This is a genomic window from Campylobacterota bacterium, from assembly GCA_040752835.1.
Lineage (GTDB): Bacteria > Campylobacterota > Campylobacteria > Campylobacterales > Sulfurimonadaceae > Sulfuricurvum.
Genome location: JBFMGG010000006.1, coordinates 43,755 through 60,503 on the forward strand (window position 1 = coordinate 43,755; position 16,749 = coordinate 60,503).

General features: G+C 53.1%; 21 protein-coding genes. 15 read left to right on the forward strand and 6 right to left on the reverse strand.

The annotated features are described in order from the left end of the window. The first annotated feature begins 82 nt into the window (after positions 1-82). The 8 genes from glmU to AB1763_04545 all read left to right on the forward strand — a co-directional run bounded on the left by glmU (position 83) and on the right by AB1763_04545 (position 9,216). Positions 83-1,393 carry a bifunctional UDP-N-acetylglucosamine diphosphorylase/glucosamine-1-phosphate N-acetyltransferase GlmU gene (gene glmU, locus AB1763_04510; GenBank protein MEW5832078.1) on the forward strand — a complete coding sequence of 437 codons (1,311 nt, stop codon included), beginning with the start codon at positions 83-85 and terminating at the stop codon, positions 1,391-1,393. Beyond that, positions 1,387-2,667, forward strand: a complete 1,281-nt coding sequence (gene coaBC, locus AB1763_04515; protein MEW5832079.1) for a bifunctional phosphopantothenoylcysteine decarboxylase/phosphopantothenate--cysteine ligase CoaBC — start codon at positions 1,387-1,389, stop codon at positions 2,665-2,667. Before glmU ends, coaBC begins: the two co-directional genes overlap by 7 nt. Further along, on the forward strand, positions 2,664-3,344 hold the full coding sequence (locus tag AB1763_04520) for a di-trans,poly-cis-decaprenylcistransferase (GenBank protein MEW5832080.1): 681 nt from the start codon (positions 2,664-2,666) through the stop codon (positions 3,342-3,344). Before coaBC ends, AB1763_04520 begins: the two co-directional genes overlap by 4 nt. Further along, positions 3,344-4,093 carry a prepilin peptidase gene (locus AB1763_04525; protein ID MEW5832081.1) on the forward strand — a complete coding sequence of 250 codons (750 nt, stop codon included), beginning with the start codon at positions 3,344-3,346 and terminating at the stop codon, positions 4,091-4,093. Before AB1763_04520 ends, AB1763_04525 begins: the two co-directional genes overlap by 1 nt. Then, the gene (locus AB1763_04530) at positions 4,086-5,108 is read left to right on the forward strand and encodes an LptF/LptG family permease (protein ID MEW5832082.1); all 1,023 of its coding nucleotides are present in this window, start codon (positions 4,086-4,088) and stop codon (positions 5,106-5,108) included. Before AB1763_04525 ends, AB1763_04530 begins: the two co-directional genes overlap by 8 nt. After that, entirely contained in the window at positions 5,105-5,833 is a 729-nt protein-coding gene (gene truA / locus AB1763_04535; GenBank protein ID MEW5832083.1) for a tRNA pseudouridine(38-40) synthase TruA, read from the forward strand. Before AB1763_04530 ends, truA begins: the two co-directional genes overlap by 4 nt. A 99-nt stretch (positions 5,834-5,932) precedes the next feature. Beyond that, a complete protein-coding gene (htpG, locus tag AB1763_04540; protein ID MEW5832084.1) occupies positions 5,933-7,813 on the forward strand; it encodes a molecular chaperone HtpG in 1,881 nt (626 codons plus the stop codon). A gap of 122 nt (positions 7,814-7,935) precedes the next feature. Continuing rightward, positions 7,936-9,216, forward strand: a complete 1,281-nt coding sequence (locus AB1763_04545; protein ID MEW5832085.1) for a hypothetical protein — start codon at positions 7,936-7,938, stop codon at positions 9,214-9,216. A gap of 196 nt (positions 9,217-9,412) precedes the next feature. On the opposite strand, the gene AB1763_04550 is transcribed toward AB1763_04545, so the two are convergent. Further along, a complete protein-coding gene (locus AB1763_04550) occupies positions 9,413-9,583 on the reverse strand; it encodes a hypothetical protein (GenBank protein ID MEW5832086.1) in 171 nt (56 codons plus the stop codon). A 132-nt stretch (positions 9,584-9,715) separates the two neighbouring features. Between AB1763_04550 and AB1763_04555 the strand changes: the two genes are divergently transcribed. From AB1763_04555 to AB1763_04565, 3 genes are all read left to right on the forward strand, one after another. Beyond that, positions 9,716-10,054 (forward strand): type II toxin-antitoxin system RelE/ParE family toxin, encoded by a 339-nt coding sequence (locus AB1763_04555; GenBank protein ID MEW5832087.1) that lies wholly within the window; start codon positions 9,716-9,718, stop codon positions 10,052-10,054. Then, positions 10,051-10,332, forward strand: coding sequence for an XRE family transcriptional regulator (locus AB1763_04560; GenBank protein MEW5832088.1), 282 nt, complete (start codon positions 10,051-10,053; stop codon positions 10,330-10,332). The genes AB1763_04555 and AB1763_04560 overlap by 4 nt, the downstream gene beginning before the upstream one ends. 103 nt (positions 10,333-10,435) lie before the next feature. Next, the gene (locus AB1763_04565; GenBank protein ID MEW5832089.1) at positions 10,436-10,714 is read left to right on the forward strand and encodes a peptidylprolyl isomerase; all 279 of its coding nucleotides are present in this window, start codon (positions 10,436-10,438) and stop codon (positions 10,712-10,714) included. Between the two features lie 37 nt (positions 10,715-10,751). On the opposite strand, the gene AB1763_04570 is transcribed toward AB1763_04565, so the two are convergent. The 3 genes from AB1763_04570 to AB1763_04580 all read right to left on the reverse strand — a co-directional run bounded on the left by AB1763_04570 (position 10,752) and on the right by AB1763_04580 (position 12,746). Next, complete coding sequence (locus AB1763_04570; GenBank protein ID MEW5832090.1) at positions 10,752-11,126, reverse strand: S24 family peptidase; 375 nt, start codon at positions 11,124-11,126, stop codon at positions 10,752-10,754. A gap of 8 nt (positions 11,127-11,134) precedes the next feature. After that, entirely contained in the window at positions 11,135-11,548 is a 414-nt protein-coding gene (locus AB1763_04575) for a hypothetical protein (protein ID MEW5832091.1), read from the reverse strand. Positions 11,549-11,618: 70 nt separating this feature from the next. Continuing rightward, positions 11,619-12,746, reverse strand: coding sequence for a GGDEF domain-containing protein (locus AB1763_04580; GenBank protein ID MEW5832092.1), 1,128 nt, complete (start codon positions 12,744-12,746; stop codon positions 11,619-11,621). A gap of 102 nt (positions 12,747-12,848) precedes the next feature. On the opposite strand from AB1763_04580, the gene AB1763_04585 reads away from it, so the two are divergent. Further along, entirely contained in the window at positions 12,849-13,049 is a 201-nt protein-coding gene (locus AB1763_04585; protein ID MEW5832093.1) for a hypothetical protein, read from the forward strand. 15 nt (positions 13,050-13,064) lie between these two features. Here AB1763_04585 and AB1763_04590 read toward each other — a convergent pair whose 3' ends face one another. Continuing rightward, a complete protein-coding gene (locus AB1763_04590) occupies positions 13,065-13,934 on the reverse strand; it encodes a PDC sensor domain-containing protein (protein ID MEW5832094.1) in 870 nt (289 codons plus the stop codon). A gap of 89 nt (positions 13,935-14,023) precedes the next feature. Here AB1763_04590 and AB1763_04595 point away from each other — a divergent pair, with 89 nt between their 5' ends. The 3 genes from AB1763_04595 to AB1763_04605 all read left to right on the forward strand — a co-directional run bounded on the left by AB1763_04595 (position 14,024) and on the right by AB1763_04605 (position 16,354). After that, on the forward strand, positions 14,024-14,599 hold the full coding sequence (locus AB1763_04595; GenBank protein ID MEW5832095.1) for a hypothetical protein: 576 nt from the start codon (positions 14,024-14,026) through the stop codon (positions 14,597-14,599). Next, on the forward strand, positions 14,596-15,456 hold the full coding sequence (locus AB1763_04600) for a zinc-dependent peptidase (GenBank protein MEW5832096.1): 861 nt from the start codon (positions 14,596-14,598) through the stop codon (positions 15,454-15,456). Before AB1763_04595 ends, AB1763_04600 begins: the two co-directional genes overlap by 4 nt. 85 nt (positions 15,457-15,541) lie before the next feature. Then, entirely contained in the window at positions 15,542-16,354 is an 813-nt protein-coding gene (locus tag AB1763_04605; GenBank protein ID MEW5832097.1) for a hypothetical protein, read from the forward strand. 7 nt (positions 16,355-16,361) lie between these two features. Here AB1763_04605 and AB1763_04610 read toward each other — a convergent pair whose 3' ends face one another. After that, on the reverse strand, positions 16,362-16,673 hold the full coding sequence (locus tag AB1763_04610) for a hypothetical protein (protein MEW5832098.1): 312 nt from the start codon (positions 16,671-16,673) through the stop codon (positions 16,362-16,364). Positions 16,674-16,749 lie beyond the last annotated feature (76 nt).

Below are 16,749 nucleotides of genomic sequence, written 5' to 3' on the forward strand. Positions count from 1 at the left end.
AATGAGGCGATAATACCACAAACTAAGGGTGTATCTCGATTAAATTCTGATAAAATTGCATCAAATCAATGCAGGAGCTTTTATGTCCCATTCTCTTTCTATCGTCATTCTCGCCGCCGGAAAAGGGAGTCGGATGAAATCGCCCACAGCCAAGGTCCTCCATCGGATCTGCGGGCGCGAAATGCTCTATTACAGCATCAAGGCGGCCCGGGAGATCACCGACGACGTTATCGTCGTCATCGCCCATCAAAAAGAGGCGGTAAAAGCGGCAATGGAACGCCATTTCGAAGGCTTGACCTTTGTCGTGCAGGATGCCGAAAACTTCCCCGGAACGGGCGGAGCGATGAAGGGAGTGACCCCCAAATACGACGACGTCCTCGTCCTCAACGGCGACATGCCCCTCATCACGCGCGGCTCGATCGAGCGTTTCCTCGCCAATCCCGCCGACATCGTCATGTCGGTCATCCCCCTCGATGATCCCAGCGGATACGGCCGCGTCGTGATCGAAGCGGGGAGTGTCGAACGGATCGTCGAAGAAAAAGACGCCACCGAGGCGCAAAAAGCGATCAATACGGTCAACGCCGGAGTCTACGCGTTCAAACACCACGTATTGCAAAACTACATTCCCCGCCTCTCCAACAACAATGCGCAGGGGGAATACTACCTCACCGACGTCATCGAGATGGCGCGGGGCGACGGCCTCTCCATCGCCCCGCTGTATGTGGGCGAAGAGGAGTTCAAAGGGGTCAATTCCAAAGCCGATCTCGCCCACGCCGAAGAGATCATGATGGAACGGATTCGCAAAGCGTGGATGGACGCTGGGGTGATCCTGCAGCTTCCCCAGACGATCTACATCGAAGAAGGGGTCCGCTTCGTCGGCGAGTGCATCGTTGAAAACGGTGCCCGTCTGTGCGGAGAGAGCCTCATCGAGAATTCGCACGTCAAAGCCCACAGCGTCATCGAAGATTCGACCCTCCGAAATTCCGACGTCGGGCCGCTCGCCCACCTGCGCCCGCAGAGCGTGCTGGAAAACACCCACGTCGGCAACTTCGTCGAAGTGAAAAAATCCCACCTCCGCGGAGTGAAGGCCGGGCACCTGAGCTATCTGGGGGATGCCGACATCGACGAGGGGACGAACATCGGCGCGGGGACCATCACCTGTAACTACGACGGGATGAAAAAATACCGCACCGTGATCGGCAAAAACGTCTTCGTCGGCAGCGACAGCCAGCTCGTCGCCCCCGTCGAAATCGCCGACAACGTCATGATCGCCGCGGGAACCACCCTCACCGCCGGCAAATACGAAAGCGGCATCCTCGTCCTCAGCCGCACCCCTGTCCGTAAAGTCGCGGGCTTCTTCGCCAAATTTTTCGGCAAAGGGAAAGAATGCTGATTCCACCGACCCTGCTTGCGGGCAAAAAAATCCTTTTGGGGGTGACCGGATCGATCGCGGCGTATAAAACGCTCGAGCTGGTGCGGCTCTTTACGAAAGCGGGAGCCGACGTACGCGTGGTGATGAGCCCCGCGGCCAAAAAATTCGTCCAGCCTCTCAGTTTCGAAGCCCTCAGCCGCAACGCGGTACTTGACGATACCAACGAATCGTGGTCGGACGATTTCAACCACATCAAAATTTCGCAGTGGGCCGATGTCATGGTGATCGCTCCCGCCACCGCCAACACCATCGCCAAACTCGCCAACGGGATCGCCGACACGATCCTCACCCAGTGTGCCCTGGCGTTTGCGGGGCCCAAAGTGCTGGCCCCCTCCGCCAATACGAACATGATCCAAAACCCCATGATCCAGGGATCGCTCAAAATGCTTGCGATGTCGGGCTACGAGAGCGTCTCGACCCAGACCAAAGAGCTCGCCTGCCAGACGACGGGCGACGGTGCGATGGCCGAACCCCTCGACATCTTTTACGAAACGGCAAGAGTATTGCTCAAAGACCCTTTCTGGGAAGACCGCCGCGTGGTCGTTACCGGCGGCGGAACCAGAGAAAAAATCGACGAAGTGCGCTACGTCTCCAATTTTTCTTCGGGGAAAATGGCCAAAGCGATCGCCCTTTCGCTCTACCTCAAAGGATCGGACGTCTGCTACATCACGACCAAAGGGGCCGAAGGCCTCCCCAAAGGGATCTATACGATCGACGTCGACGATGCCGCCGAAATGCTGGAGTATACCCGCGATGCGGTCCGTGTCGCCAAAAAAGGGAAACTGAGCAAACCTTCGCTCACCAGCACCGAAGCGATCCGGCTCATCCAAAAACGCCCCTATTTGTTCATGGTCGCGGCGGTTGCCGATTTCACCCCCAAATTCCCCCAGCGGGGGAAACTCAAAAAATCGACCCTCGGAGAGCACTGGCAGATCGAGCTCACCCAGACCTCCGACATCCTAAGTACCCTAGCGCAGGAACGCGACGGGGTCACCACGATTGCTTTCAAAGCGGAAATGGATACCCAAGAGGGGCTTGAAAACGCCCGAAAGCTGCTGAGGGAAAAAGCGGTCGACGCCGTTTGCTACAATCTGCTCGATGACGCCAAAAGTTTCGGTGGGGAAGAGAACACGATCACCTTCATCACCCCCGAACAGCAGATCGATCTGGGACGCCATACCAAATTCGACCTTGCCGACAAAATTTTACATCACGCACAAGCCTGTACCTTATGAGCAACCGCGCACGCCACATCGCCATCATCATGGACGGTAACGGCCGTTGGGCGCAGGCCCAGGGCAAAAGCCGCACCGCCGGCCATGAAAAAGGGGCCGAAACGGTACGCAGAATCACCACTTTCTGCGCCGAAAACGACGAAATCGAGCGCCTGACCCTCTATGCGTTCAGCACCGAAAACTGGAAACGTCCCAAACTCGAAGTGGAATTTTTGATGAAGCTCCTCGACAAATATCTCAAAAACGAGCTGAAAACCTACCTCGAGGGGAATATCCGCTTCGAGCCGATCGGGGATCTTTCCCACTTCTCCCCCTCTTTGCGCAAGACGATCGAACGGGTGCGCGAAGAGACGGCCCGATGCAGCGGACTCGTCCAGAGCCTCGCGCTCAACTACGGCGCACAGGATGAGATCGTCCGGGCCGCGAACGCACTGCTCGAGCGGGGCGAGGCAATCAGCGCCGAATCGCTCGGGCGCGCCCTGGATACGGACGAAAACGTCGACCTCCTCATCCGCACAGGGGGAGACCACCGCCTCTCGAATTTCCTGCTGTGGCAGTCGGCATACGCCGAGCTGTTCTTTACCGATACGCTGTGGCCCGATTTTACGACCGCGGAGTTTGAACGGATCATCAAAAAATTCAAAACGGTCGAAAGACGCTTCGGAGGGCTTAACTGATGGAATGGATACTGGTATTTCTTCTCGGTGCGGCGATCGGTTCGTTCATGAACGTCGTCATCCTCCGTCTCCCCAGAGACGAAAGCGTTTCGTTTCCCGCATCCCACTGTATGAGTTGCAACACGCCGCTGCGTTTTTACCACAACATCCCGATCTTCTCGTGGCTTTTCCTCCGGGGGAAATGCGGCTTTTGCGGTGCGAAGATCTCGCTGCAGTACCCTTTCGTCGAGCTGCTCGGCGGGCTCATTTTCCTCCTCTGCGCGATGAAGCTGGGGATTTCCCTCCCTGCGGCCGGAATCGCTCTGGCCTTTGTTCTCCTGCTGGCCCTTTCGCTCATCGACTACCGCTACAAGATGGTTCCCGACAGCCTCAACCTCGCCGCCCTCACCCTCGCGGTGATCAGCGCGACCTCGTTCGCCCATCTGGCCTACAATTTTCAAAACGCCCTCCTCTTCGCGGGGGGATTCACGCTGCTGCGTTTTTACCTCTCCTACGCGATCAAAAAAGAGGCGATGGGCGAAGCCGACATCATGATCGCGGCGACGATGGGGGCGATGTTGGGAATCCAGCTCGCGCTGGCGGCGATTTTCATCGGGGCGCTGCTTGCCCTCCCCGCACTCCTCCTCACCCGCAGCGAGGATGAAGAATCGCAGCAGCTCCCGTTCATCCCTTTCCTGGCGATGGGGGCATGGATCGCCCTCATGTTCGACGGATACATCACTACCTATCTGGCAGGCCTTTATGGATAAACTACGTCGCTATATCCTCTCGAACCTTTCGCTGCTGTTCTTTTCGATCTTTCTGCCGCTGTTTGCGATCGCGTCGGTCATTTTCATGATCAAGCTGGCGACCTATACCGCCGTCATCCAGCTCACCCTCGCCGAGATGGGAAAACTCTACCTTTTCGTCCTCCCCGAACTGCTGTTTTACACCCTGCCGATCTCGTTTTTCGTCAGCGGTGCGCTGACCCTCTATCGCCTCTCGAACGACAACGAAATGGTCGTCGTCTTTTCGCTCGGGATCCCTCCGCGCTTTATCGCCCGGGTCCTCGCCGCCCCCGCACTGCTGCTCTCGCTGCTGCTGTTTATCGATTATCTGGTCGTCACCCCCTACATCAAAACGATCTCGGCCAACTTCCTCGACCAGAAAAAAGCCGAAGCGAAATTCAACCTCTCGGCTTCGGAGTTCGGGCACAACTTCGGCGAGTGGATGCTCTTTATCAACAAAAGCGACAACGCCGAGCGCGCCTACGGCGACATCGTCTTGTTCAGCAAAGAGATGAAAGACGAAATCCTGATTTCGGCCAAAAGCGCCGAACTGATCAACAACAACGGCATACTCCAGTTCCGCCTGAGCAAAGGGGAAAGCTACAGCTACAACGACGAAGTCTTCAAGCAGATGCCGTTCGAAACGGCCTACATCAACGACATGATGAGCACCGACCAGACCCGCTACGTCGATACCCTCGATTACTGGACGAATACGGACCGCCGCGACAAAAAAGACCAGCTGCTCATCACCAACACGCTGCTGAGCCTATTTCCCCTCCTCTCGGTATGGCTCATGATCGCGCTGGGAGTCGTCCACGCCCGCCACCAGAAACGGTGGATCTACCTCTGGATGTTTCTTTCCATCGTCGGTTTCTACGCCGCTGCGATCGTGATCCAGAAATGGCTTGATTTCCACACGATCTGGGCTACCGCCCTTGTATGGTTCATCCTCTCGTACGGTTTTTACCGACGCCTGGTAGGCCGACGCTTTTGAGCCGCGCCAAACTCACCCTCAGCTACAACGGAGCGGCGTTCATGGGCTTCCAGTCCCAGACCACGACCGACAACACCGTAGTAGGAACCCTCAGCGCCGCATTAAAGCGCCTGGGTATCGATTCGGTCCCGATCGGCAGCGGGCGGACCGACCGGGGCGTCCACGCGACGCGCCAGGTCGTCCACCTCGATCTTCCCCCCTATTGGCACGACCTGCGAAAGCTGCGCGAAATGCTCTCGCTCCAGCTCCCCGACTCGATCCGCATCCGGCGCATCGAGCACGTCGGCGACGATTTCCACGCCCGCTACGGCGCCCGGGTGCGTTCGTACCGCTACATCCTCAAAGCGGGGGAATCCAACCCTTTCGAAGCCGATTTCGTCACCTTCGTTCCGCGCCTGGCTGAGGAGTCGATCATCGATGCGATCGCCCTTTTCGAGGGAGAGCACAATTTTGACCTTTTCAAAAAAACCGGCTCCGACACGACCCACTACGTCCGCACCGTGTTCCGCGCCTACGCCTACCGTCGACGGGGCTACCTGATCCTGCGTTTCGACGCCAACGGCTTTTTGCGTTCCCAAATCCGCCTTATGGTCGGTTTTTTGCTGCGGATCAGCGATGGCAAAGCGACCAAAGAGCAGCTCATCGATCAGCTCGCATGCCGTTATCGTCACTGTTCCGACCTCGCGCCGCACAACGGGCTGTACCTCTCCCGCGTCAACTATTGAGTCAATAGCACTAAAACTATTTGATATTTCTTGCATTATTAAATCTATTTCGTTAAAATCACCGTTCAAAAATTTCATCTTTACTAAGGAAACAGTCACATGGCAAAACATCAGTTTCAGACTGAAGTCTCACAAATCTTGCACCTCATGATCCACTCTTTGTACTCCAACAAGGAGATTTTCGTCCGCGAACTCGTCTCGAACGCCTCCGACGCCCTCGACAAACTCAACATGCTTGTCCTCACGGACGATAAGTACAAGGGGATCGCGTTCGCACCCCGCATCGACATCTCCATCGACAAAGAGGCCAAAACCCTCACGATCAGCGACACCGGAATCGGGATGAACGAAACCGACCTTGTCGAGAACCTCGGGACCATCGCCAAATCGGGGACCAAAGCGTTCCTCGAGCAGCTCACGGGCGATCAGAAAAAAGACTCCAAACTCATCGGTCAGTTCGGGGTCGGATTCTACGCGTCGTTCATGGTCGCCGACCGCGTCGAGGTCATCAGCCGCAAAGCGGGCGAAGAGAACGCCTACAAATGGTCGTCCATGGCGGGAAGCGAATATGAGATCGAGCCTTCTACCCGCGAGAGCCACGGTACGAGCATCATCATGCACCTCAAAGAAGACGAGTCCGAGTTCCTCGACGCATGGCGGATCGAAAACATCATCAAAAAATACTCCAACCACATCCCCTTCCCGATCTTCATGGACAAAGAAGAGTGGGTCGCTCCCAAAGAGGGAGAAGAGAAAGGGCACAACGAAACCGTCAACAAGCAGATCAACAAGGCCAACGCCCTCTGGACCATCAGCAAAAACGACATCACCGACGAAGAGTACAAGGATTTCTACTCCAGCATCGCCCACGACTCTTCCGAACCGCTCCTGTGGATGCACAACAAAGCCGAGGGATCGCTCGAATACACCACCCTTTTCTATGTCCCCTCCAAAGCGCCGATGGACCTCTACCGCGTCGATTACCAAAGCGGGATCAAGCTCTACATCAACCGCGTCTTCATCACCGACGATGAAAAAGAGCTCATGCCGACCTACCTGCGCTTTTTGCGCGGGGTGATCGACTCGGCCGACCTGCCGCTCAACGTCAGCCGCGAAATCCTCCAGAGCAACAAGGTGATGGCAAAGATCAAAAACGCTTCGGTCAAAAAAGTGCTCGGCGAACTGGCCAAACTGGCCGAAAACGATGCAGCCAAATACGACGCGTTCTACAAAGAGTTCGGCAACGTCCTCAAAGAGGGGCTTTACAGCGACTTCGGCAACCGCGAGAAGATCCTCGAACTCCTCAAACTCAATACCCTGAACTCCGACACCCCCGTCATGTTCGGTGACTTTGTGAAAAATGTGGACGAAGAGAAAAAAGAGATCTATTACATCACGGCGAAAATGAGCCTCCAGATGCTCAAAAACTCTCCGGCGCTGGAGCGCTTCAAGGCCAAAGGGATCGACGTCCTCGTCCTCAACGAAGAGATCGACACGATCGTCTTCCCGATGGTAAGCGAGTACAATGAGTACAAGTTTATCAACGTCGCCGACGCGAAACTCGAAGCGAGCGAAGAGGAGAAAAAAGAGCAGGAAGAGAAAGCCAAAGGGCTCGAATCGTTCACGACGCAGCTCGAAAACGCCCTCGGCGAGAAGGTCAAAAAGGTCGAGACGACGTTTGACCTGACCGAGTCCGCCGTATGCCTCAAAATCGACAAGGAAGACCCCGGCTACATGATGGCGCAGATGATGAAGCAGTTCGGGCAGATGGGCGGCGACGTACCCCCCATCAAACCGATCCTGCAGATCAACCCGAACCACGAGCTGATCAAAAAACTCAGCGATTCAGCCGACATGAACCTCATCGAGGATGCGGCGCATGTGCTGCTCGATCAGGCGAAACTCTATGAGGGGGAAACTCTCGAAGATACCGCTGGGTTTATCGCGCGGTTGAATCGGATTATGGCTAAGGCGCTGTAAAAATTCTTCTTCTTTTTTACTTCAAATTCCCGCAATTGCGGGATATTACTTTAACACTATTCATAATACATTCAGTTAAAGATTATTACAATCACTGGTTTATTTAATTAAGGATACAAAATATGAAAACTACTGAAGTTTTTGGTGTATCAAATAGTAATATCAAATCTTATATTGAAAGGCCAGATGTTGATGCTAGATTTTTAGAGGGTCTCGAACGCAACAAACATATAATTGTTTTCGGTTCTTCTAAGCAGGGTAAAACATCACTGACAAATAAGCATCTATCAGAAGAACATTTTGTAAGAATCAATTGTTCTCCTGAAACTGCACCCATCGATATCTATAAGTCTATTCTTCGACAACTGAACTTTGAGTTTATCGAAGACAGAACAATTAAATCATCTTCTGAATCTTCAGGTCAAGCAGGAATTAAAACAACAGTAAAAATTCCAATTGTATCAGTAGAATTAAATGGTGGTGTTGGTGGGAAAAGCTCTACAGAAGAGCATACAAAATATAAGAATGTTGAATATAATTTAGCATTACCCCAAGATATTAGTGAAATTTTGAAAAGCATTTCTTTTTCAAAAAGAATTATTCTTGAAAACTTTCATTATCTCGAAGAATCAGCTCAACAAGAAATGGCATTTCATCTAAGAATCTTTGAAGACTATAATATCCTTTTCATTATTTTAGGAATATGGAGAGAAAAAAATCGTCTAGCTCAGTTTAATGGTGATCTACAGGATAGATTAATTGAAATTCCTGTTGAACCATGGACTAAACATCATTTTCAAATGGTAGCTGATAAAGGTGGGCAGTTATTACATGTATCATTTGAGAATGTTTTAGAAGATATCATTGAAAATTCATATGATAGTATTGGAGTTTTTCAAGAATTATGTAAAGAATGCTGTCTATCCGCAGGAATTGAAACAATTCAATCTAATCATAAAGTCATTACTAAAGATAACTTAGATTCAGCTATTCAAAAAAAAGTTGAAGATTATTCAGGAAGACATATAAGAAGCTTAGAAACTTTTGTTGAACAAAAAGTGAAAAAAGCAGATGAAATACCACTATATATTGCTTATTATTTCGTTAAGTATCTTTTTAATCTAGCTTCACAAACAATTGAAGAAGGACTCAAACGTAATGATATCCAATCAGGAATACAGGCTCTTCATCACCGACCTGATGATGTAAGGCCATCCGATATGAGCTATTTTTTACATAATTTGACTACAAACCAAATTAAAAAAAATATTATTCCTCCTCTTTTTGATTATGACAGAAGTACTCGGAAACTAAAGGTAATTGATTCAACTCTTTACTTTTTCCTTAAAAATATTAATAAGCAAGAATTATTTGATGAATTTGATAAACCATCAGGAATATAATTTTTCCCTCGTTCCCAACGTCCTCGTTGGGAATGCAGACTCTCCGACAAATTTAAAACCCTTGTCACTTTTTTTGTTCCGGCAAAAAAAGTAACCCAAAAAACCTCGTCCCCCGAGCAAATCGCTCGCACGACTTTCGGCAGAGCCTTCGCGTGCGGCTTCCAAGGATGCACGGGGGACAAAACTGTCGATTGATTTATTTTCGCGTACCGCGAAAATCAGTCCCATCAAATACTCCCTGCCCCCGCAACACACCCAGAGCCAGGCCGCTCGCCGCAGGGTGAAGCGGCCGGTCAAGCGACCTGTTGCGGGGGCGCTTTTCTTTGGTTCCTTTCTTTTCTAAAAAGAAAGGGACATAATCTTTCATGCTGCAATATATTTTCCAAACACCCTATCAAAGTATTACACTCATCTTTAAAAAGGGAGTTTTGATGCTACATACTTTTTCTCCTAAATATCTTCAACTTTTGACACATCGTACCAAAAATGGTACAATCCGATGAGTAAAAAAATAAATGTCGTTTTTTATCAAAGCCCATCCGGTAACGAACCCGTGCGCGAATGGCTCAAATCATTAGAACCGCATGATCGTCAGATCGTCGGCTGTGATATAAAAACCGTCGAATACGGATGGCCTATCGGGATGCCCGTATCACGTCCGCTCGGAAACAGACTCTACGAGGTGCGGAGTCATATTTCCGATAAACGGATCGCGCGGGTGATCTTTACGATCATGGATGATTGGATGGTATTGCTCCACGGGTTTATCAAAAAGAGCCAACAAACCCCGAAAGAAGAGATAGATTTGGCGATCAAACGCCTCAAGGAGATACGATGAAACCTCAAGGAATCGGCACCGGTTTCGATGATTTTTTGGAAGCAGAGGGGATGCTCGCAGAAGCCGAAGCGGTTGCGATCAAACGCGTCATCGCCTATCAGCTCGCCGAGACGATGAAAAAAGAGCATATTACCAAAACCGAAATGGCAAAACGGATGAAAACCAGCCGCAGTGCCATCGACCGTCTCCTTGACCCACTCAATACCTCGATCACCCTCGCAACGATCGAAAGTGCGGTCAATGCAATGGGAAAACGATTACAGATTCAGATGGTTTAATCATAAAAAAGAACTGGCATTTTCCCCTCGTTCCCACTCTGAAGCGCAGAAATGAAGCCTACTCCAATATTGGGTACAATTACAAAAAACAAAAGGACATACCATGGCATGGGCAACCGCACGACATATTCTCGTAGCGACGGAAGAAGAATGCAACGCACTCAAAACACAAATCGAAGAGGGTCTTGATTTCGCGGAAGCGGCGGTTCAAAACTCCAAATGCCCATCAGGACGCAAGGGAGGCGATCTAGGCCGTTTCGGACCGGGTCAGATGGTTCCCGAGTTCGACCGGGCGGTCTTTACGGGCGACGTCGGCGTCCTCTACGGACCGATCAAAACCCAGTTCGGATACCACCTGCTCGAAGTCACGGGACGCGGTTAAGCGTCTCGTTTCCCCATCGAGCACTTTCCGTTTTCATTTACAGCCCCGTAAACGTCAGCAACGCTCTGGCAACGATCCTGACGTCCCCGGATCGGTAGACCAGATGTTCATACCCCTCGTTGATGGAAACAAAATACTCTTCTCCCTCTACCAGCGATGCTTTTTTGATCCACATCCGATCGTCTTTATGGACCAGAAAAATGGCTCCGTCCTCAAAATCTTTTTGGGACAGATCGGCAACGACCAGCGAATCGTGCCGGATAACAGGCTCCATCGATTGCCCTTCCACCCGGATAACGAAGAGCGACGCGGGGGTATAGGGGTGCTGGATCAGCGAAGAAGAGAAAACCAGCTCTTTTTTCCGGGGCTCCCCGTCGACGTTTTCAAAATAATCCAGAGTGATCGTTTCCACGCACACCCTCATCCGATCCGCTGAAACTCGTCCACGATCCGGGCCTGCGGATTTTGGTGGATGTAGCGGTTCGCTTCGATGGCGCGTTCGCAGACCGACTCGATGGTGTCCCCCTTGTTGAGAGTGACGAGGCACCCTTTGAGCTCGTACTGGGGATAACGGGTAATGAGCTTTTCAAGAGCACATCGTGCGCCGATGTGGTCGACGAACGTAAACAAAACGCCGACGTAGTGTTCGTTGAGCCGCTTGGCGACGTCGCTGTGGCGGATATTTTCGGTCAGATGGGCTTTGTCGATGTCGTACTCGTCGCATGCGATCAGGGCAAAGCTGGCATCGACGTTGTAGCGCTCGTGCACGTACAGGGACATTTTGAGATCCTGCTCGAATGCCAGTTTCAAATCGGTTAACGTCAACTCTTTCATCTCGTACCTTGGTTCGCTTTCATTTACAATGCGCCATTGTAGCGCGTTCTTTTCGCCATTTCCATAGCCGCTAAGCGGGGATTTGCATACGGGTCTGGTTCCTCCCTCCCTCTTTGGCCGCATAGAGCGCTTCGTCGGCTCTCTGGACGATCTTTTCGATCGTATCGCCGCGGGCGTATTCGGCCACCCCGGCACTGATGAGTACCCGGCATGCGGGTGAAAAGTCGCTGTGTTCGATACGGGTTCGGAGATGTTCGGCGACTCTGAAGGCCTGTTCCCCCGCAGTTTCGGGGAGGAGGATCAAAAACTCCTCGCCCCCCCAGCGCCCTGCCCGGTCAACCGAACGGACCGATTCGTCCATGATCTGCGCCAGTTTCTGGATCACGTGGTCGCCGACGTTGTGCCCGCAGGTGTCGTTGATCTCTTTGAAATGGTCGATGTCGAGGAGAATAATCGAAAAAGTCCCCCCGTAACGCTTGACCCGTTCGATCTCCTCAAGACAGTCCGCCTCGATCTTCATCCGGTTGTAAAGGCCGCTGAGTTTGTCGGTCGTGGCGAGGTGCTCGAGCTCTCTGGAATCGAGAAAAATCTGTTTGTTTTTTTTGTCGAGAATGAGGGCGCTGAGAATGCCGAACGATACCGCCGCGACGATCCAGAGCGTATGGATGCAAAGCACTTCGGGGGGAATCCCCAGGTAGAGCTCGTATGCCAGATGGGCCACGCCCGTCACCGTCGCGCTCAGCAGCGCCTGGGGGAGCCGCAGCCCCGAAATCGCAAACATCCAGATGATGCTCAACGACACCTCCGGGGTATAAATCTCGGCCAGGTAAGGAGAGAGCGGATAAAGCAGACCGTAGAGATAGAGGTTCCCCAGATTCGCGACGACGGGAGACACGGCGAGTACCGCAACGGTGACGCGGTACAAGCGCCCGATGTACGTCATCGCGCTGATCATAAACAGCAGCGGGGGGAGGATATAGAGGTGCATCAGCGTCGCGAACGGAAGGATGTCTTGGGGCAGCAACAGAGCGTCGATGAACGAAAAAACGATGTACAGCAGCCCGGTCAGCAAGGTAACGGAACGGATCTGGAGGGTCCGCGAGGGACGGTCCCACTCCTCGAATGCCTTCCAACGTTCGGGGGAGGCGTCGTAGAGAGGGTCCAGAACGGGCATCACGATACGGCCTGCACGCAACATCGAGCCCCCTTTCCGAACGGTTTTAACCGATTGTACCATTTTCCGCTCAAGATTTTTTTCTCCCTGCCGATATGGCTGATTCAATTTCGAACAAGTGCTACCATGAGAACAACCAAACTTTTTGCCCGATTTATCACCTTTTTTCTGCTGCTCCTTTTCGGCATGGCCATCGGAGCCAAAAGCGGAGGGCTCGATACCTTCCGCTTTACCCTCCTGATCCTCGTCCTCAGCGGCCTGACGTTCCTGCACATCAAAACGATGCGCAAAAAATTCGCACGCTTTCAGCCGCCCGCAATCAGCTGAACCGTTTCGGCGACGTCACTCTTTGGCTTCGGCCTTTTTACGGCTGACGAAGGTGAGGATCGCCATCGAAACGATCAGTATCCCCACCCCGCTGAGCAGGTAGAGGGCGTAGTTCATCTGGCCGATATCGTTGATCGCGACTTTGAACACCACCATCAGCGACTCGATCGACAGGGCGATGATGATTGAGGTGAGAAACTTCGTCAGCGTCGCGTACTCGTTCCCCTCTTCGAGTGTCAGGGAACGGAAGAACACCTCTTTTTCGAGGATCGTTTTCGCCAGGTCGTAGATCGCGATCGCCAGCGTGATCCCGATGATCGATTTAAAAACGTGCTGGAGCATCTCGTCGCCGAACGAGGAAAGCGCCTTGACGAATCCGACAAGGCCGTACACTCCCAAAAAGAGGGCGAGCAGCACCAGTCCGCCGCCGAGCATCGCATAGACCCATACCGAAAGTTTCGAAATAAGCCGGTCGCTGTCGATCAGGTGCATCCTGGTCATCACCGAAACAAGATCGAGGTCGAATACGACCACCGTCCCGTCGGCAAAACGCCGTGCGACCGACACCTTGGGCTGGCCCGAATGGGCGCAGATGTAGGGATTGGAGACGTAATTCCCGTGCTCGTCGAAGCGGATACGGTTGATAAAATACCCTTTATCGGCCCCTTTCATCGACGTATCGTGGGCGTTGCGGCGCCATGTGGGGGTGATCTGCACCCCCTGCGCGTCGATGACGTAGAGATCGCTCAGACAGGGGAGGTTTTTGAACGTCGCGCGCACCTGCGACTCGTCGAATTGCGCGTAGGGCTTGTCACTGATCGTCGTGAGCAAAAAAGCCTCCACCGTCTCGCGGTTGGTGCGGTAAATCTGCATCATTTGTTTCATAATGGGGCTGTCCTGGTCTGTTGATGACGTTTATTATAGTCAAAACCCCCTTTTCACAGTAAAATTTCAATCATCGCAAGGAAATTATCATGCTCAGACAACCGATTGTGTCCCTTTTTGCTACGTTTGCCCTCGCCGGTGCCGTCCATGCCGCCGAAAACACGACGGCTTGGGAACTTTTCGGATGGATGGAGGATGCCCTCGTCGGCGAATGGAAACTCTCCCCCGCCCACGCCCAAAGCGGCACCGAATCGTACAAACACAAAGCGGTACTTCCCCTGGTCGGTACCGACGCGACGGGAATGGCGTTTAAACTCATCGGGGGCGAAGTGACGATTCAGGAAGATCTGCTCCCCGCGACCTCCAAGCAGATGGTAACGATGTACCATTGCAAAGACATCGCCTGCACCAATCTTAAAGCGACCCATTACTGCTCCAAGCAAAACCAGCCCGAGTTTCTCGCCAACCTCCGCGAAAGCACCCCGCAACGGATCGTGTTCGACTGCGACATGAGCACCGAGCTGTGCAATTCGGAGGAAGACCACATCCACCGTATCGTCCACGAACTCAGCGATGAGGGCAAACACCTCAAAAGCTCCTATTTCGCGTGGAAAGACAAAAAACTCCACACGACCCACTCGATTTACCATTTCGACCGCAAATGAATTACTACGGCGCCCTTTTCTGGATCGTAGCGGCCCTCGGAAGTGCGGCATTCGCATCGTATGCCCTCTATCGCCTCTTCAGACGCAGAGAACTTTCGCGGATCGACGCACTCCCTTTTCCTGCCGAATACGAAACCATCCTTGCATCCACCCCCCATTTTCCGAAACTGGCAGAAGAGGATCGGCAGGAGATGCGCCGCAGAATTCTCCGTTTTATCCATACCAAGGATTTTGTGGGGATCGGTACCCGCATCGACGATGAGATGCGGGTTCTCATCGCCTTTTACGCCTCGCTGCTGCTGATCCGCAAAAACGCCCCCCTTCCCTATCCCCATCTCTCCACGATCCTGATCTATCCCGATTCGGTCGTCATCGAACAAAACCGCAACGACGGGGGGGTGGTCACGAGCGAAGAGGTGGCCATCGACGGCCAGTCGGCGGACGGTACGGTCATCATTACGTGGGACGCCGCGCGGGCCGAAGCGCTGGAAATGGGAGACTACAATCTGATCCTCCACGAATTCGCCCACGAAATCGATTTCATGAACGGCGAAATCGACGGCGTTCCGCCGATGGCGCAGGAGCACTATCTAGCGTGGATCGACGTGTTCGACCGCGAATTCGAGACCCTCGAAGCGCTCGTGCGGGACCATTCGCAGCTGGGGAAATACGAGCTGTTCGGAGCCGACGCCGCACTGGATGAAGCGGAGTTTTTCGCCGTTGCGACGGAGCGGTTTTTCGGTGCGGCGGAAGATTTCAAAGAGGACTTCGGCGAGCTGTATGAGCGGCTGCGCACCTTTTATGGGATCGACGCCGCCGAGCTGTTTTCGCAAAGCGACAGTGCGCCGATCCGTTAAGAAAACTTTATGCCCCCGAAGATATAATCGTTCCATACGCATTGATTCACGTTTCGACCGTCTCATCCGACACAAGGGGGTCATAATGATTCATCCCGCCTATTTTCGGCGATTGCCGAACGGTTCTTCACTCCGCTTTCCTCTCGCCGCCGCGCTTCTCGTCTTTGGGATGAGCGGATGTGCCGAGGTTTTCCCCTTCGACGGTTTCGGTACCAAAAGCATCGTCAGCACTGAAGCAACCACCAAAGCGAAAATGATTCCGCTGGAAAATCCGATGCCCGTCCGGACGATCGAGACGTACGACCCCGTGCTCAAAAAACGGGTGGAAACGGACGTGTTGTCGCTCAGCTCGGCGGAGATACGCAAACGCCTCACCAGTACCGAAACGATCGTGACCATCGAAAAACGGGACAAATCGGGCTCTTTGACCTATTTCGGATCGGGGGGAAAAGTGTCCCGCGGCAGCTACAAGGTGACGTTTGACTACGTCAACTATACGACCCAGAACCTTTCGTTCAGCGATTCGGGCAAAACTTCCGCGCTGGGGAGAATCGGGGTGGGGCTGCGGATCACGGCCGATCTGGAAACCGCTTCGGACGGCGTTGATCTCAGCGGCCTCCTCCCCATCGGGCTGGCGGCGCAGGATGGAAAAGTGACGGGAAGGCTGAGTTTTCTCGTCTACGGCATCAGCAACGACAAGGTCGCGATGTCGGTCCCCTCCCAGTCGATTCTCGACGTCAGCTCGATCCAGAAATCGTTCGAAGCGGCCGCGGCCGTACGGGTGTTGTTCGGACTCGAAGAGACGCAGCTCGAACCGTATCTGATCGGTATCGCCGACGTCGCCCCCTCGGTCGCGTACGACGCGATGCAAGCGGGAACGCTGAAACTGCTCTACTAGTCGGCGGCTAAAAAAAGAGCCACACCAGCAAGGCGATCCCGATGGCGAGATTCACCCAGCTACCCCCTTCGCCGAACAGCATCACGAGCAGATCGTAATATTGGCGTTCGACGTACGAAACAGTATGGGGTAGCTGTGCTTTGGCATACGCCGCGATCTCCGTTCCCCAGATAAACGCAACGATTTCGGGGAGGATCAGGAAAACGGCAACCCCCAAAAAGCCCCAGAGCGACTTTTCGGGCTTCATGGAACGCAGGGCGTTGCGGGCGGCGGGATTTTGCGCGAGCGAACGCGCTTTGGCTTTTAATTTCTCTTTCATGGGCGAAATTATAACCGATCACCCCGGCGATTGAAACGGCTCAAGCCCGATGCGCTATAATGGTCCTTTATTTTCA

Excerpts from the sequence above, each read along its gene's own strand:
- glmU (MEW5832078.1), top strand. The coding sequence starts at position 83 with ATGTCCCATTCTCTTTCTATCGTCATTCTCGCCGCCGGAAAAGGGAGT.
- coaBC (MEW5832079.1), top strand. The coding sequence starts at position 1,387 with ATGCTGATTCCACCGACCCTGCTTGCGGGCAAAAAAATCCTTTTGGGG.
- AB1763_04520 (MEW5832080.1), top strand. The coding sequence starts at position 2,664 with ATGAGCAACCGCGCACGCCACATCGCCATCATCATGGACGGTAACGGC.
- AB1763_04525 (MEW5832081.1), top strand. The coding sequence starts at position 3,344 with ATGGAATGGATACTGGTATTTCTTCTCGGTGCGGCGATCGGTTCGTTC.
- AB1763_04530 (MEW5832082.1), top strand. The coding sequence starts at position 4,086 with ATGGATAAACTACGTCGCTATATCCTCTCGAACCTTTCGCTGCTGTTC.
- htpG (MEW5832084.1), top strand. The coding sequence starts at position 5,933 with ATGGCAAAACATCAGTTTCAGACTGAAGTCTCACAAATCTTGCACCTC.
- AB1763_04545 (MEW5832085.1), top strand. The coding sequence starts at position 7,936 with ATGAAAACTACTGAAGTTTTTGGTGTATCAAATAGTAATATCAAATCT.
- AB1763_04550 (MEW5832086.1), bottom strand. The coding sequence starts at position 9,583 with ATGAAAGATTATGTCCCTTTCTTTTTAGAAAAGAAAGGAACCAAAGAA.
- AB1763_04555 (MEW5832087.1), top strand. The coding sequence starts at position 9,716 with ATGAGTAAAAAAATAAATGTCGTTTTTTATCAAAGCCCATCCGGTAAC.
- AB1763_04560 (MEW5832088.1), top strand. The coding sequence starts at position 10,051 with ATGAAACCTCAAGGAATCGGCACCGGTTTCGATGATTTTTTGGAAGCA.
- AB1763_04565 (MEW5832089.1), top strand. The coding sequence starts at position 10,436 with ATGGCATGGGCAACCGCACGACATATTCTCGTAGCGACGGAAGAAGAA.
- AB1763_04575 (MEW5832091.1), bottom strand. The coding sequence starts at position 11,548 with ATGAAAGAGTTGACGTTAACCGATTTGAAACTGGCATTCGAGCAGGAT.
- AB1763_04580 (MEW5832092.1), bottom strand. The coding sequence starts at position 12,746 with ATGTTGCGTGCAGGCCGTATCGTGATGCCCGTTCTGGACCCTCTCTAC.
- AB1763_04585 (MEW5832093.1), top strand. The coding sequence starts at position 12,849 with ATGAGAACAACCAAACTTTTTGCCCGATTTATCACCTTTTTTCTGCTG.
- AB1763_04590 (MEW5832094.1), bottom strand. The coding sequence starts at position 13,934 with ATGAAACAAATGATGCAGATTTACCGCACCAACCGCGAGACGGTGGAG.
- AB1763_04595 (MEW5832095.1), top strand. The coding sequence starts at position 14,024 with ATGCTCAGACAACCGATTGTGTCCCTTTTTGCTACGTTTGCCCTCGCC.
- AB1763_04600 (MEW5832096.1), top strand. The coding sequence starts at position 14,596 with ATGAATTACTACGGCGCCCTTTTCTGGATCGTAGCGGCCCTCGGAAGT.
- AB1763_04605 (MEW5832097.1), top strand. The coding sequence starts at position 15,542 with ATGATTCATCCCGCCTATTTTCGGCGATTGCCGAACGGTTCTTCACTC.
- AB1763_04610 (MEW5832098.1), bottom strand. The coding sequence starts at position 16,673 with ATGAAAGAGAAATTAAAAGCCAAAGCGCGTTCGCTCGCGCAAAATCCC.